At 69.3% G+C, this 15,121-nt stretch carries 11 protein-coding genes and 1 pseudogene; 2 read left to right on the top strand and 10 right to left on the bottom strand.

The genetic code is table 11. The features are described 5' to 3' along the window. Positions 1–159: 159 nt before the first annotated feature. Complete coding sequence (locus tag G3I71_RS27450; protein WP_164318399.1) at positions 160–852, top strand: response regulator; 693 nt, start codon at positions 160–162, stop codon at positions 850–852. Positions 853–900: 48 nt separating this feature from the next. On the opposite strand, the gene G3I71_RS27445 is transcribed toward G3I71_RS27450, so the two are convergent. From G3I71_RS27445 to G3I71_RS27420, 6 genes and pseudogenes are all read right to left on the bottom strand, one after another. Continuing rightward, positions 901–2,493 (bottom strand): cation acetate symporter, encoded by a 1,593-nt coding sequence (locus G3I71_RS27445; RefSeq protein WP_164318397.1) that lies wholly within the window; start codon positions 2,491–2,493, stop codon positions 901–903. Then, positions 2,490–3,056, bottom strand: a complete 567-nt coding sequence (locus G3I71_RS27440; protein ID WP_203731533.1) for a DUF485 domain-containing protein — start codon at positions 3,054–3,056, stop codon at positions 2,490–2,492. Before G3I71_RS27440 ends, G3I71_RS27445 begins: the two co-directional genes overlap by 4 nt. Positions 3,057–3,125: 69 nt before the next feature. Further along, positions 3,126–3,809, bottom strand: a complete 684-nt coding sequence (locus G3I71_RS27435) for a response regulator transcription factor (RefSeq protein ID WP_164318393.1) — start codon at positions 3,807–3,809, stop codon at positions 3,126–3,128. Then, the gene (locus G3I71_RS27430) at positions 3,806–4,957 is read right to left on the bottom strand and encodes a histidine kinase (RefSeq protein WP_164318391.1); all 1,152 of its coding nucleotides are present in this window, start codon (positions 4,955–4,957) and stop codon (positions 3,806–3,808) included. The genes G3I71_RS27435 and G3I71_RS27430 overlap by 4 nt, the downstream gene beginning before the upstream one ends. Positions 4,958–5,136: 179 nt before the next feature. Then, positions 5,137–5,589 (bottom strand): annotated as a pseudogene (locus tag G3I71_RS27425) (DUF1453 domain-containing protein); the annotation flags it as partial. A gap of 205 nt (positions 5,590–5,794) precedes the next feature. After that, positions 5,795–7,915 (bottom strand): DNA topoisomerase IV subunit B, encoded by a 2,121-nt coding sequence (locus G3I71_RS27420; RefSeq protein WP_164318387.1) that lies wholly within the window; start codon positions 7,913–7,915, stop codon positions 5,795–5,797. A gap of 450 nt (positions 7,916–8,365) precedes the next feature. Between G3I71_RS27420 and G3I71_RS27415 the strand changes: the two genes are divergently transcribed. Beyond that, on the top strand, positions 8,366–8,596 hold the full coding sequence (locus tag G3I71_RS27415) for a hypothetical protein (RefSeq protein ID WP_055532400.1): 231 nt from the start codon (positions 8,366–8,368) through the stop codon (positions 8,594–8,596). 167 nt (positions 8,597–8,763) lie between these two features. Here the strand turns inward: G3I71_RS27415 and G3I71_RS27410 are convergent, their stop codons facing one another. The 4 genes from G3I71_RS27410 to G3I71_RS27395 form a co-directional block, all read right to left on the bottom strand. Further along, positions 8,764–9,630, bottom strand: a complete 867-nt coding sequence (locus tag G3I71_RS27410) for a trypsin-like serine protease (protein ID WP_164318385.1) — start codon at positions 9,628–9,630, stop codon at positions 8,764–8,766. 223 nt (positions 9,631–9,853) lie between these two features. Further along, positions 9,854–11,389 (bottom strand): RNA polymerase sigma factor, encoded by a 1,536-nt coding sequence (locus tag G3I71_RS27405; RefSeq protein ID WP_164318383.1) that lies wholly within the window; start codon positions 11,387–11,389, stop codon positions 9,854–9,856. A gap of 522 nt (positions 11,390–11,911) precedes the next feature. Next, positions 11,912–12,799, bottom strand: coding sequence for an FCD domain-containing protein (locus G3I71_RS27400; protein WP_343243094.1), 888 nt, complete (start codon positions 12,797–12,799; stop codon positions 11,912–11,914). 162 nt (positions 12,800–12,961) lie between these two features. Further along, entirely contained in the window at positions 12,962–15,064 is a 2,103-nt protein-coding gene (locus tag G3I71_RS27395; protein WP_164318380.1) for an ATP-binding cassette domain-containing protein, read from the bottom strand. Between the last annotated feature and the right edge of the window lie 57 nt (positions 15,065–15,121).

The raw sequence follows: 15,121 nt of genomic DNA, 5'->3' as shown, positions 1-15,121 counted from the left end.
GGGAGACATGGCACATGCCACAACATCGGACTTCGGCGCGCAAGCCGTTCTTCTGCTTGCGAAAATCTGTTCTGCTTGTTCCGCGCGCCAACGCAGCGGAGCCGCAACACGGGTTCACCGCACGGGCTTGCCGCTCGTCGGCCCTGAGGGAGAGGCCCGATGATTGACGTCCTGGTAGTGGACGACGACTTCCGTGTGGCAGAGATCAACGCCAGGTACGTGGGCAGGGTTCCCGGATTCAGGGTCGCCTCCCGCGCGCACAACGCAGCTCAGGCCCTGGCCGCCGTGCAGCAGGGCACCATCGACCTGGTCCTGCTCGACCACTACCTGCCCGACCAGACGGGAGTCGAACTCGTTCACCGTATGCGGGAACAGGGCCACTGCACCGACGTCATCATGATCACGGCGGCGAGCGACGTGGTGACCGTACAGGCCGCGATGCGCGTGGGCGCGCTGCACTACCTGGTCAAACCGTTCACCTTCGCCGCGCTGCGCACCCGTCTGGACTCCTACGCCGCCCTGCGCCGCACCGTCGACCACGTCGGGGACCGGAGCCACGCCGGGCAGGAGCAGGTCGACCGGATCTTCAGTGCTCTGCGCACGCCGCCCGCCCCCTCGTCCCCCGGGCTGCCGAGCGGCCACTCGGAACCGACCACAGACCTCATCTGCGGCGTGCTCCACCGCGCCGGCCACCCGCTCTCGGCTCACGAAGTGGCAGCCGAGACGGGCCTGAGCCGCTCCACGGCCCAGCGCTACCTCCGCCATCTGGAACAGGCGGGCCGCCTCCGCCTCTCCCTCAAGTACGGCGACACGGGCCGTCCCGAACACCGGTACGCATGGGTGGCCCCCTGAGTCACTGCCTTGCCCGTCAAGGTCGTACGACAGTGAAATCGCCGCCCGCTAGACGGCCCCCGCCCCCGTGAGCGACCGCACCTCGGTCTCCGCGTGCTTGGCCTCGTCCGGGTCCTCCGCCGAGGTGACCGTGCCGAGCCAGCCCGCGAGGAATCCCAGCGGGATCGAGACGATCCCGGGGTTCTGCAACGGGAAGTACTGGAAGTCCACTCCCGGGAACAGCGATTCGGGGCTGCCCGACACCACGGGCGACAGCAGTACGAGGACCACTGACGGAATCAGCCCCCCGTACACCGACCACACCGCGCCCCGGGTGGTGAAGCCGCCCCAGAACAGCGAGTAGAGCAGCACCGGCAGGTTCGCGGACGCCGCGACAGCGAAGGCGAGACCCACCAGGAAGGCGACATTGAGGTCACGGGCCAGCAGGCCGAGGGCGATCGCGACCACGCCGATGCCGACCGCGGCGGTGCGGGCCACGGCCACCTCGCTGCGCGGCTTGGCGCGCGGACGCCGCAGCGACGCGTACAGGTCGTGGGCCACGGACGCCGAGGACGCGAGGGTGATACCTGCGACCACCGCGAGAATCGTTGCGAACGCGATGGCGGCGACGATCGCGAACAGAACCGTTCCGCCTGTGGAGTCCGCTCCGCCGCCCAGATCGAGGGCGAGCAGCGGGACCGCCGTGTTCCCGGCCGCGTTCGACCCACGGACCGCCTGCGGTCCGACGATCGCCGCCGCGCCGAAGCCGAGGACGATCGTCATCAGGTAGAAGCCGCCGATGAGCCCGATCGACCAGACGACCGATCGGCGCGCGGCCCTGGCGGTGGGCACGGTGTAGAAGCGGGAGAGGATGTGCGGCAGTCCTGCCGTACCCAGTACGAGGGCGAGCCCCAGGCTCATGAAGTCGAAACGCGAGGTCCAGTCGCCGCCGTACCTCAGGCCGGGGGCGAGAAACGCGTCACCGTGACCACTGCGCCCGGCCGCCGTGCGCAACAGCTGGTCGAAGTCGCCGTGGAAACGCACCAGCACCAGCACGGTCAGCGTGATCGCCCCGCCCATCAGCAGGACCGCCTTGACGATCTGGATCCAGGTAGTGGCCCGCATCCCTCCCAACGACACATAGATCACCATGAGCGCGCCGACCGCGATCACCGTCCAGGACTGCGCCGCCTCGCTCGACCCGCCCAGCAGCAACGCGACCAGGCTGCCCGCGCCCACCATTTGCGCCACCAAATACAGAACGGACACGGTGACCGAGGAAGTTCCCGCGGCGATCCGTACCGGCCGCTCCCGCATCCGCGACGCGACGACATCGGCCAGCGTGAACCGCCCGCAGTTGCGCACCAGTTCGGCGACCAGGAACAGCACGACGAGCCAGGCCACCAGAAAGCCCACCGAATACAGCAGCCCGTCGTAGCCGAAGAGCGCGATGAGACCGGAGATGCCGAGGAAGGACGCGGCCGACATGTAGTCGCCCGCGATGGCAAAACCATTCTCCATCGGGGAGAAGAGCCGACCGCCCGCGTAGAACTCCTCCGCCGAGCCCTGCCGGTGCCGACTCACCCAGGTGGTGATGGCCAGCGTGACGGCCACGAACGCGCTGAACAGCACCAGCGCCAGCATCTGATGGTTGCCGGTCATGATCCACCGCCTCTGAGGCCACGCGTCAGTTCCTGGGTGTCCCAGCGCAGATCGAGCGCGGCCCGGTCCCTGCGCAGCCGTGCGTGCCGCGCGTACGCCCAGGTGAACAGGAACGTCGTGAGGAACTGTCCGAGTCCCGCCAGCATCGCCACGTTCACCGCGCCCATCACGGGCCGGGCCATGAATCCGGGCGCGGTGGTCGCGGTCACCACGTAGCCCACGTACCAGGAGAAGAAGATGGCGACGCCGGGGATCACGAACCTCCGGTACCGACTGCGCACCTCCTGGAAGGCAGCGCTGCGCTGCACCTCCAGATAGACGTCGGCCGCGCCACCACCCCGGCCCTCCTGCTCCCGGCGCGCGGGCGGGACGACGGGCGCGGGCGCACCCGTGCCGTCCAACTCGCCCCAGCCGGAGGCGAGCGCGTCGTACCAGGGGTCTTCGAACCGCGGGTCCTCACCCACCCCCGCGTGGGTCGGGGCGGTGTCACGGCCTTCGGAGGGCTCGGCCGAACTCTCAGGGCCGCCCCCGCGTCTGTTGGGGCGACCGGTGCTTGACTGCATGCCCAAGGATGGACAGAACGGGAAGATCCCCGACTCTTCTTCTCCGCAGTCTTCACCCCATTAGGTGACTCACCCCGTGGGGGGCCGTACCAATCCCCTCCCATAGGCGTAACGCACCGCCTGCGCACGGTCCTTGATTCCCGTCTTGGCGAAGAGGTTGTTGATGTGGGTCTTCACGGTCGCCGTGGAGACATGCAGTTGGTGCGCGATCTCCTGATTGCTGAGGCCGTCCGCGATCAGCACCAGCACCTCGGTCTCCCTCGTGGTGAGCCCGTCGGGCGGCTCGGCGGGTGCGGCAGGCTTCTTCTCCGGCTCTGTCAGCCGCTCCAGGAGCCGCCGCTGGATGCTCGGCGCCAGCCCCGCGTCCCCGGACAGCACGCTGTGCACCGCTCTGACAATCTCTTCGCCGTCCGCGTCCTTGGTGAGATAGCCGCGCGCGCCTGCCCGCAGCGCACGGAACAGTGACTCGTCGTCCGCGAAGGTCGTGAGCACCACGACCTGTGTCCCTGGGTACTCCGCCCTGATCCGCCGGGTCGCCTCGACACCGTCGCACCGCGGCATGCGCAGGTCCATCAACACCACGTCCGGCGCGAGTTCACCGGCGAGCCTCACGGCCTCGTCCCCGTCTCCGGCCGCTCCGACGACCTCGATCCCGGGCAACAGGCCGAGCAGCATCACGATGCCTTCCCGTACGACGGTCTGGTCGTCCGCGACCACGACCCGCGCGGGCCTCAGGCCGGCCTCCCGCGTCATGTCGGCACCCTCAGCGTCACCACGAACCCCTTCTCGCCCGGCCCGGCATCCAGCGAACCGCCCAGCAGCTCGGCACGTTCCCGCATGCCCAGCAGACCGTACCCGCCGCCCATGCCGGTGAGTTCGCCCGGCGAGCCGCCCGAGTCCCGTACGTCCAGCCTCACTTGATGCTCGCTGTAGTCCAGCCGCACCTGGACCTTGGCGCCCGGGGCGTGCTTGCGGACATTCGTCAGAGCCTCCTGGGCCACCCGGCGCACGGCCTGCGACGCCTCCGCCGGCAGTGGTCTGCGCTCACCCGTAATGGTGACGCCCACGTCGTCGGTCACGCCGACGAGTTCACTCAGGTAGTCCTCCAGCGGGGACATCTCGCCCCTCAAGGCGGACAGGGCCTGTCCCGTCTCGGCCAGACCGTCGCGGGCCATCCCCCGCGCCGCCACCACCCGTTCGAGGATCCGGTCCCGGTCGGCGCCCCGCTCGATCAGCAGTCGGGCCGCTTCCAGGTGAACCAACTGCGCCGAGAGACTGTGCGCCAGTACGTCGTGGATCTCCCGCGCTATCCGGGCGCGCTCCGCGAGCGCCGACGACTCCGCTTCGGCGGCCCGCGCGGCCCGCTCCTGGGCGAGGAGCCGCTGGGCGTTGCCTCGCGCTTCGGCGTCGAGCCGCAGGACGTATCCGGCGAGTGCGAGACCGATGCTGGTGACGGTCGTGGTGAGCAAGGGGTCGTCATTGACCACCGCGTACGAGCCGAGGGCCACGGTGCTCATGGGCAGAGCGGCTGACAGGGGCATTCTCTCCAGGGCCGTGATCGCGCACCCGCACCACAGGACGAGAGCCGGCACCCGGAAGCCCGCGGCCTGGCCAGCGACCGCGAGGCCTTGGAGCAGCAGGAGGAGGGCAAGGGAGGGCCACAGTCGGTGCTGGAACGTCGTCCGGTAGAGCGCCCAGGCGAGGAGCGCGGCGGCCAGGACTCCCCCGACCGCCAGGGCCGAGTCCCAGCCCCGGGGCGGATTGCTGCTGAGGGCTCCCCACAGCAGCATGCCGAGGACCAGCATCCGGGTGGCCCAGGCGAGCCGACGGCGGTTGCGTGAGATTCCCTCGCGGCCGAGCGCCTCCCGGAAGGGCCAGCGCAACCAGTCGTTCTTCGTCACACGTGCTCCTTCCGCAACCGCACGCCGTCACCGTAAGCCGTGGCCTGCGGGCGTGCCGAGGGCGTGGACGCCGGACGCAGCGGCTGCGGCTGCGGCTGCGGCTGCGGCTGCGGCTGCGGCTGCGGCTGCGGCTGCGGCTGCGGCTGCGGCTGCGGCTGCGGCTGCGAGCCTGTCAGGCGCAGGGACTGTGTCCGCCAGTGCAGGATTCCGGCGCGGAGCAGCAGGGTCGCCGCGAGGGCGAGGAGAAGGGCCGAGGTGTCCTGGTGGACGCCGAGTGCCGCGCCCAGGGCGAAGAGGCCGGCGCGGAGGCCGACCCCGATGATCCACACGGCGACGCTCGCCTTGGTGCTCCGGCTCCACACCACACCGTCCGCCTCCGCCCAGAGGCGTGTCGTCCAGGCCCAGCCGGCGCCGGTGACGAGGCCGATGAGCAGTTCGACCGCGAGCAGGGTGATCGACGCCGTGCGGTGGTGGATGTCGACAAGTCCGGGCTCGCGCAGCGCCACGACGGCCAGGATCACGGGCACGACCCACCAGCGCCGGTCCGCGTCCATCCGACGTGTGCGGAACTGTCGTACGACCACCAGGGTGACGACGGCGACGATCAGCGAGGCATCAACGAGCCCGGACATCAGGCCTCCGTGGGCGAGGGAGGAGCGGGTGTCGGCAGCGGGTGCTGTCGACGCCTTCGACACTACGGAAATCGGCAGGTCACAGGATCGGAGCAGGGGTGGAGCAAGGGTGGATCCACAACCGGTCGGGGGTCCACCCCAGGGTGGAGAGACGGTGCCGGGGCAGCACTCGGGAGTGCTGCCCCGGCACCGGAACAAGGACGGGTCACGCGTCGATTCGCGACCTGTCGAGCGTTGCCGCCGAGTTGGAGATGAATTCCTTGCGAGGAGCGACGTCGTTGCCCATCAGCAGGTCGAAGACCTGCTCGGCGGACTCCAGATCGGACACGTTGATCCGGCGGAGCGTGCGATGGCGCGGATCCATCGTGGTCTCGGCAAGCTGGTCGGCGTCCATCTCGCCAAGACCCTTGTAGCGCTGGATCGAGTCCTTGTGGCGGACACCCTTGCTCTGGAACTCCTGAAGCTTCTCGCGCAGCTCGCGGTCCGAGTAGGTGTAGACGTACTTGTCCTGTCCCTTCTTCGGCTGGATGAGCTCGATGCGGTGCAGCGGCGGCACCGCGGCGAACACCCGGCCCGCTTCGACCATGGGCCGCATGTAGCGGTGGAACAGGGTCAGGAGCAGGGTGCGGATGTGGGAGCCGTCGACGTCGGCGTCGGTCATCATGATGATCTTGCCGTAGCGTGCCGCGTCAATATCGAACGTACGGCCGGACCCGGCCCCTATGACCTGGATGATCGCCCCGCACTCGGCGTTCTTCAGCATGTCGGTCACGGACGACTTCTGGACGTTGAGGATCTTGCCGCGGATCGGCAGCAGTGCCTGGAACTCCGAGTTCCGGGCGAGCTTGGCCGTACCGAGCGCGGAGTCGCCCTCCACGATGAACAGTTCGCTGCGCTCGACATCGTCACTGCGGCAGTCTGCGAGCTTGGCGGGCAGCGAGGAGGACTCCAGGGCCGTCTTCCGGCGCTGCGCGTCCTTGTGCTGACGGGCCGCGATGCGCGTACGCGCCGCGGCCACAGCCTTCTCCATGACCACACGGGCCTGCGCGGCGGCATCCCGCTTGGTGGAGGTCAGGAAGTCCTTGAGCTCCTTGGACACCACGTTCGTGACGATGCGGCGGGCCGCCGAGGTACCGAGCACCTCCTTGGTCTGCCCCTCGAACTGCGGCTCGGCGAGACGCACGGTGACGACCGCGGTGAGGCCCTCCAGGGCGTCGTCCTTGACGATGTCGTCCTCGGCCACGCGCAGCAGCTTCTTGGTGCGCAGCACCTCGTTCATCGTCTTCGCGACGGCCTGTTCGAACCCCGCCATATGGGTGCCGCCCTTGGGCGTGGCGATGATGTTCACGAACGACTTGAGGTTCACGTCGTAACCCGTGCCCCAGCGCAGCGCCACATCGACACCCAGCTCGCGGGTGACCTCGGTGGGAGTCATCTGGCCGTGGTCGTCGAGGACCGGGACCGTCTCCTTGAAGGATCCCTGCCCGGAGAAGCGGAGGACGTCGCAGACCGGCTTGTCGGTGGCCAGGTACTCGCAGAACTCGCTGATACCTCCGTCGAAGCGGAAGGACTCCTCGCCCTTGCTGCCGCCTTCACCGAGCCCTACCTCGTCGCGGACGACGATGGTGAGGCCCGGCACCAGGAACGCGGTCTGCCGAGCACGCTGGTGGAGGTTCTCCAGTGAGAGCTTGGCGTCCTTGAGGAAGATCTGACGGTCGGCCCAGTACCGAACGCGCGTACCGGTGCGGGTCCTGGGGACCCGCTTGGTCTTGCGCAGGCCCCCTGTCTCGAACGTGGCGTCCGGGCCGACGTCGGAGAAGGAGCCGGGCACGCCCCGCCGGAAGCTGATCGCATGGGTGTTCCCCACGCGGTCGACCTCGACGTCCAGGCGCGCCGAGAGTGCGTTCACCACGGACGCGCCCACGCCGTGCAGACCACCGGAGGCGGCGTACGAGCCGCCGCCGAACTTGCCGCCGGCGTGCAGCTTGGTCATGACGACCTCGACACCGGAGAGGCCGGTTTTGGGCTCGACGTCCACGGGGATGCCGCGGCCGTTGTCCCGCACCTCGACGGAGCCGTCGTCGTGCAGGACGACGTCGATGTGGTCGCAGTAGCCCCCAAGGGCCTCGTCCACGGAGTTGTCGATGATCTCCCAGAGGCAGTGCATCAGGCCACGACTGTCGGTGGACCCGATGTACATGCCCGGGCGCTTTCGCACGGCCTCGAGGCCCTCAAGGACGAGCAGGTGCCGCGCGGTGTAGTTGGAACCGTCCCGGTCTGCTCCTGCCAGCAGCGCTGTGGACGGCACGGACGTATCGGCGGTCACGCGGTTCGCTCCTCGCTGAATTTCAGTTGGGGCCCTGATGGGTAAGGGCCTGGCTTCGGTCGCCGCTCAGAGGGTACCGAGGCCTGGTAGAGCCGATGTAACACCACCCTCGGCGAAACTCACACTAATCCAGAGTCGCATGCCTGTTCGATCCCTCGATGGAGTGAAGTACATATCACGTTCCCTTCCAGGCATGAACCATTTAGGCTCCGGGCACGTCCTCATGGACAACCGGCAATCCAGCCGGGAGGACCAACACCCCTACAGACGACCGACAGCGCGAACCCGTACAGACACAAAGACACGCAATACGGCACATTCGCCGCCAACCGGAAGCAGACAGCCACCTCGAAAAGATTTTTTCGAGGAAAGGCCACGAGCGGGAACGTTTTCGGCCTGGTTGGATGTTGACCCTGGTACGACAGCTCGTCGAGCTAGAGAAGAGGCGACGTGACTACTGTTCTGACCCCCGCGAGCCCGCTGACGGCCGCTGATCGCTGCGACCGCTGCGGCGCCCAGGCATACCTTCGCGTTGTCTTGGCGAGCGGCGGAGAACTGCTCTTCTGCGCCCACCACGGTCGCAAGTTCGAGCCGGAACTCAAGAAGATCGCCGCTGAGATACAGGACGAGACGGAGCGACTGACTACCGTTCCTGCCAGCTCCAACGAAGAAGAACGCTGATACTGCGCGTCGACGACGAGCCAGCCCCGACACAGGTCGGTTGATTCGGGCGGCCACTCCTGCAATCAGGAGTGGCCGCCCGCTTCACTCAAGCCGCCCAGGGGCCCTCGGGCGCCGGCTATGAGGGTGGACCTCGAAAACCCCCTCACGTCGCCGCACACACGCCCTCAGCCGCCGCTCCCGGCAGCGTCGGCGGTACCCCACCCCATCGTCCGTACGACGTCCGAGACTCTCGTGTAGACGCCCGGGCTACCGGGCCGTCCACAGCCGCTCCCCCAGGACACGAGCCCCACCAGCCGCCCATGGGCGACCAGCGGCCCTCCGCTGTCCCCCTGGCAGGCGTCAGGCCCCCCTGCGGCCTCGCCCGCACACAACATGCTGCCGGCGCGGTACTTCCCGTCGGCGCTGCCCGGATACGCCCGCTCGCAGAGCGCGTCGGACAGCACGTGCACCCGCGCGGCCCGCAGACTGCGCGCGTAGTCGCCGCCGCCCGTGATATCGCCCCAGCCGTAGACCGTGGCGCTCGTACCGGGCTGGTAGGCCGGGTCGCCGGCGGCCGCCATCCCGATGACCGAGACCTCCGGGAGTGCCTCGGTGAGGGTGAGCACGGCAAAGTCCCCGGCATTGCTGATCTTGTCGTAGCCCGGATTGACCCAGGCGTCGCGTACAGCGATCTCCTTGCCCTGGGCCGACGTCAGGTCCGTACGCCCGGTGATGATCTTGAGGTCCCGTGCACGGTTGGGCGGCGCCCCCAGGACGTCTTCGCCCATGCAGTGGGCCGCGGTCAGTACGGTGGTCCGGCCGACGGCCACGCCGCCGCAGAACTGCCCGGCGCGCGTACCCCCGAACCGGTCACGGCTGGACAGCGCCACCGTCCACGGGCTCTCGGACACGTCGACCGGGAATCCACCGACGACGATGCCGTCGGCAGCCACAGGGGCGGCTGACGCCAGCGGTATCACGGCCGCCGCGGCCGCCAGAACCAGCGACCGGGTCAGCGTCCGGGACAGGGCCCGGACAAAGGGATGGCGCATGCGCGCTCCTCACTCTGGGGTGATCACGAGAAACCCAGAGTGATCCAACGGGCACCGCCTCGCACGCTCGCGCCACGAAAGAGGGACGCCGCGGACTGGAGCACCCCCTCCACACGCGCCGGGCCGCGCTCCCCGCACGCCGGTGCGACGACCCACGCCCGTTCAGCACGAAGGCCCGGCTCCCCTGGGGGAGACCGGGCCTTCCGTGTCGTACGACCGCGACTCAGTCGAGGTAGTCGCGCAGCACCTGGGAACGCGACGGGTGGCGCAGCTTCGACATGGTCTTCGACTCGATCTGGCGGATGCGCTCGCGGGTGACGCCGTACACCTTGCCGATCTCGTCGAGGGTCTTCGGCTGACCGTCGGTGAGACCGAAGCGCATCGAGACGACGCCCGCCTCGCGCTCGGAGAGGGTGTCGAGGACGGAGTGCAGTTGCTCCTGAAGGAGCGTGAAGCTGACCGCGTCGGCCGGGACGACCGCCTCGGAGTCCTCGATGAGGTCACCGAACTCGCTGTCGCCGTCCTCACCCAGGGGGGTGTGGAGGGAGATCGGCTCGCGGCCGTACTTCTGGACCTCGATGACCTTCTCCGGGGTCATGTCGAGTTCCTTGGCCAGCTCCTCCGGGGTGGGCTCGCGACCCAGGTCCTGGAGCATCTGGCGCTGCACGCGCGCGAGCTTGTTGATGACCTCGACCATGTGCACCGGGATACGGATGGTGCGGGCTTGGTCTGCCATCGCGCGGGTGATCGCCTGACGGATCCACCAGGTGGCGTACGTGGAGAACTTGTAGCCCTTGGTGTAGTCGAACTTCTCGACCGCGCGGATCAGACCGAGGTTGCCCTCCTGGATGAGGTCCAGGAACAGCATGCCGCGGCCGGTGTAACGCTTGGCCAGGGAGACCACCAGGCGGAGGTTGGCCTCCAGGAGGTGGTTCTTGGCGCGGCGTCCGTCCTCGGCGATGATCTCCAGCTCGCGCTTGAGCTTCGGGGCCAGCTTGTCGGCGTTGGCCAGCTTGTCCTCGGCGAAGAGGCCCGCCTCGATGCGCTTGGCGAGCTCGACCTCCTGCTCGGCGTTGAGCAGCGGGACCTTGCCGATCTGCTTGAGGTAGTCCTTGACCGGGTCGGCGGTGGCACCGGCGACGGCGACCTGCTGGGCCGGCGCGTCGTCCTCGTCGTCGTCGGAGAGGACGAAGCCCTTGTTCTCGGCCCCTTCCTCTTCCTCTTCGCCGGGCTTGACGTCCTCGAGTGCCTCGTCCTCGACGGCCTCGGCGTCGTCCTTGCCGGCGGTCGTCTTCTTGGCCGCCGTCTTCTTGGCGACGGTCTTCTTCGCGACCGCCTTCTTGGCCGTCGTCGTCTTCTTGGCGGCGACCTTCTTCGCAGGCGCCTCGTCGTCGGCGGAGGGCTCGCCGGAGGGGGCCGCAGGGGTGGCGGTGGCGGTGGCCTTCTTCGTGGTCACCGTCTTCGCCGCGACCGTCTTGGTGGCGGTGCGCTTGGCCGGACTCTTCGCTGCGACGCTCTTTCGGGTGCGCTTGGGCTCCGTGGCACTGACCATCAGCGTCACACCCTCTTCCTCGAGGATCTGGTTGAGGCTGCGCAGTACGTTCTTCCACTGAGTGGCCGGAATCTGGTCAGCTTCGAAGGCCCGACGCACGTCGTCGCCGGCGATCTGCCCCTCAGCCTTTCCCCGCTCGATGAGCGCCATGACAGAGACGGACTCGGCGATCTCCGACGGGAGCGTACGGGATGTGCTGGCCGACACGAACAACCTCTCGAACGTTGGAAAACGGCTTCCGGCCCCGTCCACTACGGACAGGAGCCGACGACCGCCGACTGGGGATGGGCCGACGGCGCGGGCGGGGGCCGGGAAGATACACAGCGCCTTGAACGGCGTCCGTATTCCCTCCGCGGCTGTCACCTCTTAGGTCATCGCGCTGCTTCCGCAAGCGTTACGCCCAATCTGCGTGGCCCGAGTCACACCCCGTAAGTGCCCAGAAGCGGTCAAATGTGACTAGAGGTGGTCAGTCGTGCCGACGGCCAGGCCGTCCCGACGGCTCCGCGCCCTCATCGGCAAGGGTACTCGCAGCCCTGACAGGCGCTTCAGGACGGTCCGCCGCCTCTTCCTCGCACCACTCAACCACTCACCACTCGGTCGCCTCGTCTCACCGCCGGACCCCGCCGAGCCCTCTCGGGGTACGGCGGGGCCCGGCAGCGAGGGCTCGCGAGCCGAGCGATGTTTCCGGACGGCGAGGCGGCCTCCGCCCGCGCCGCCCTCGGCGCGCGGTCAGTGCTCGCGCGGGGCCGGGACCACGCGCTCCACCTCGGGGTGCACCATGAGGAGCTGCCGCATGGCCGCCTCCGCGCCCGCGCCGTCGCCGGCCCCGAGGGCCTCGACGATCCGGGCATGGTGCGCCAAGGACGCCTCGGTGGGCCGGTCACAACCGGTGATCGGTCCGCCGGACACCTGGAGGGCGGAGGACACGATCCCGGAGAGGTGCTCCAGCATGCGGTTGCCGGCGAGCTGGATGAGCAGCGAGTGGTACTCGGAGTCGGCGCGCGAGAACGTCAGCGCATCACCCTGGCTCATGGCGTGGCCCATGATCTCGACCATGTCGACGAGCCGCTGCTGGACCTCCTCGCGCCCGTGCCCGGCGGCGAGGCGAGCGGCGAGCGGCTCGATCGTCCAGCGCAGCTCGCTGAGCTCGCGGCGCTGGTTGTCGCGCTGTGGCCCAAAGGCACGCCACTCGATGATGTCAGGGTCGAGGAGGTTCCAGTCGCTGACGGGACGCACGCGCGTGCCCACGTTCGGCCGGGCGCTCACCAGGCCCTTGGCCTCCAGCACCCGGAGCGACTCACGGACTACGGTGCGGGACACCTCGAAACGCTGGCCGATCTCCTCGGGCACAAGGGGGCGGTCCGCGCCCAGGTCGCCGGAGACGATCATCTGGCCCAGCTGCTGGACGAGTTGACCGTGCAGCCCGCGACCGCGGCTGCCCGCGGTGCGGCGGCCGACACGGCCCAGCTCCGAGTCCGTGGCGTCCCAGGAGGGGACTCCCACCCGGTCGACACCGGGAGCCTCGGCATAGGGGTAGCGGTCAAATCCGCCCGGGCCGACGAGACCGGAGTCTGCGGAGCGGGCGGAGGTCATCATGGACTGCGCAAGGGTACTCACGGATCCTTTGTCGGCTCGGTCTACAACTCCCTTGAGGTCTTTGGTGAAAAGCACACGAAAGGGTGATCGCTCACCCCGTCGCAATTGACGCCTTATCGGAAAGAAACGGGCGTTCCCCGGGGAGTTGTGCGCAGGGCAGGACCGGAAGGGCGCGGACGATCGTCATCGGACCCTGCTTCGCAGGGTCGTGAGCAGATACGCACAGAGCAGACCAGCCAGCGACAACGTCAGCGCGCCTCCGACGGGTTGGGCGATCATCCGCGCTCCGGCGGCCAGATACCGCTCGCCCCCGAAGGGCCACTCCGCCAGGAGCAGTTCCCGCAGACGCAGGGAGAAGCCGGCCGCGCTCCGCACGGATGAACCCTCCAGGACCTTCTGTACGAGGGGCACCACGAGGACCGGTACGGCGACCACCGCCGCGAGCCCGGCGGTGGTGGACCGGAAGATGCCCGCGGCCAGCACCCCGGCCCACGCACAGCCGATCACGAGGCCGATCCAACTCGCTGTCAGCCCGAGCCAGTCCGCGGGAACTCGCGCCAGCTCCCGTCCGTAGACGAGGTAGAGCACTTCGGCGTCGCAGCCCACGGTGAGGAAGGCCAGCAGCAGCCCGGTGGCCGCGGCGACGAGGAGCTTGGCGAGGAGCAGTCCCAGTCGGCGGGGCACGGTGCCCCGGTCGACCGCCAGCGCGGGGTGGCGGAACTCGTCACCGAAGGCGATGGCGCCCAGCAGCCCGGCGCCGAGTGCCGCGGGCGGCAGCGGCAGCTCCTGAGGCCAGGCGGCCAGCAGGCGGTGCTGCGGAGTGTGGCCGACGCGGGCCAGGAGTACGGCGACGAGCGCGGACGAGACGAGTACGGCGGCCCCGGTCAGAAACCCGGTGCCGACACCGCCGGCCCGGCGCAGCTCGTAACGGAGGGGACGCAGCGGACTCGGAGCGGGGCGGACGGAGATGGGGGGTGGGAGCGGGGGCTGGCTGTCGGAGGTGAGGGCGTCGGAGGAGCGCGGGCGGGCATCGTGGGGGCGTGCGAGCGCGGATGTCACTGAGGCACGGTCGGCTGTCGGCTCGGAGACACGGGTGGCTGCCGGCAAGCGGCTGGGGGGTACGTTCGGCTCGGGGAGACGGGCTGCCGGGGTGGCTCCGGTTGACGCGGCAGTGGCTCTGCGGGGGCTTTGCCCGGCGGAGCCGTGCCATGCGGAAAGGCCCGGAGGCGTGGCAGAAACCTGAGGCAGGTCGGCGTCTGCCGGCGTGGCTCCGGCAGCCTTCTGTCCTGCTGCGCCGTCGATCTCTCCGGTCATACGGGTTGCTCTGACCTCACCGAGCTCAATTGTCCCGTCGGTCGTGCAGGCCTCACCGCGCGCCGACGGCCCGCCCTGGCGGGTCGAGCCGGCTCCGGGACCCATGTCACCGACCTCGTCGGCGAGTTGGTGTACGAGGATGCCGTGCCGGAACGCGGTCTCGCCGATGTCCGCGCAGGTACTGCCGTAAACCGAGAGCCGATTACCCGCCTCCGGGACGACCTCTACAGAGCGCTGCGCTGTCCGGGCCTCTTTGGTCAGCAGGGCCGCGAGACGGGTGGCCTGCGGGCTGCGCACGGCGACGCGGGGGCGCAGCCTGGTGCGGGAGAAGTCCGCGGCCTCCTGGTCGGCGACGAGTCGTCCCTGATCCAGGGTGATGATCCGGTCGGCGGTGCGGGCCGCCTCCTTGGGGTCGGTGGTGGTACACAGGACGGTGCCGCCCTGGGTCGCGTGTGCGCGCAGCATGCCGTGCAGCCAATGGCGTTCGCGGGCGGACAGACCGTCGGTGAGCGCGTCGAGCACGAGGGTGTGCGGGTCGGTCAGCAGGGCGCAGGCCAGGCCGAGACGACGGTCCATGCCGCGGGACAGTGTGCCCAGGCGTTCGTCGCGCAGGCTGACGAGGCCGACGACCTCGAGGACTTCGTCGGCACGGCGGACCGGGACACCTGCCGCCGCGCACAGCATGCGGAGTTGGCCCCGGACGGTGCGCGCGGGATGCCCCGGCACATCACCCAGAAGCACGCCGACCTCACGTGACGGATGGGCGATGCGGTGCAGTGGGCGGCCTCTGAAGTAGGTGGTCCCACGGCCCTGTTGGAGTTCGAGCATGAGCCTGAGCACCGTTGTCTTGCCGGCGCCCGGGGCACCGAGGAGCGTGGTGACGCGGCCCGCGCATGCCTCGAAGGAGACGTCGTCGACGGCGGGCGGGAGCTCCTTGCGGGGGTTGCTGGTCAGTCCGAAGGCCTGGATCACCCGTAGCAAGTTAGCGCGTTATGTCCGTTTTATCGGGTACGGCGGGGCCCATTGACG

This window comes from Streptomyces sp. SID12501 (genome assembly GCF_010550245.1).
Lineage (GTDB): Bacteria > Actinomycetota > Actinomycetes > Streptomycetales > Streptomycetaceae > Streptomyces.
The sequence above is the reverse complement of the archived record's forward strand: the minus strand, read 5'-3'. Positions and strand labels throughout refer to the sequence as shown.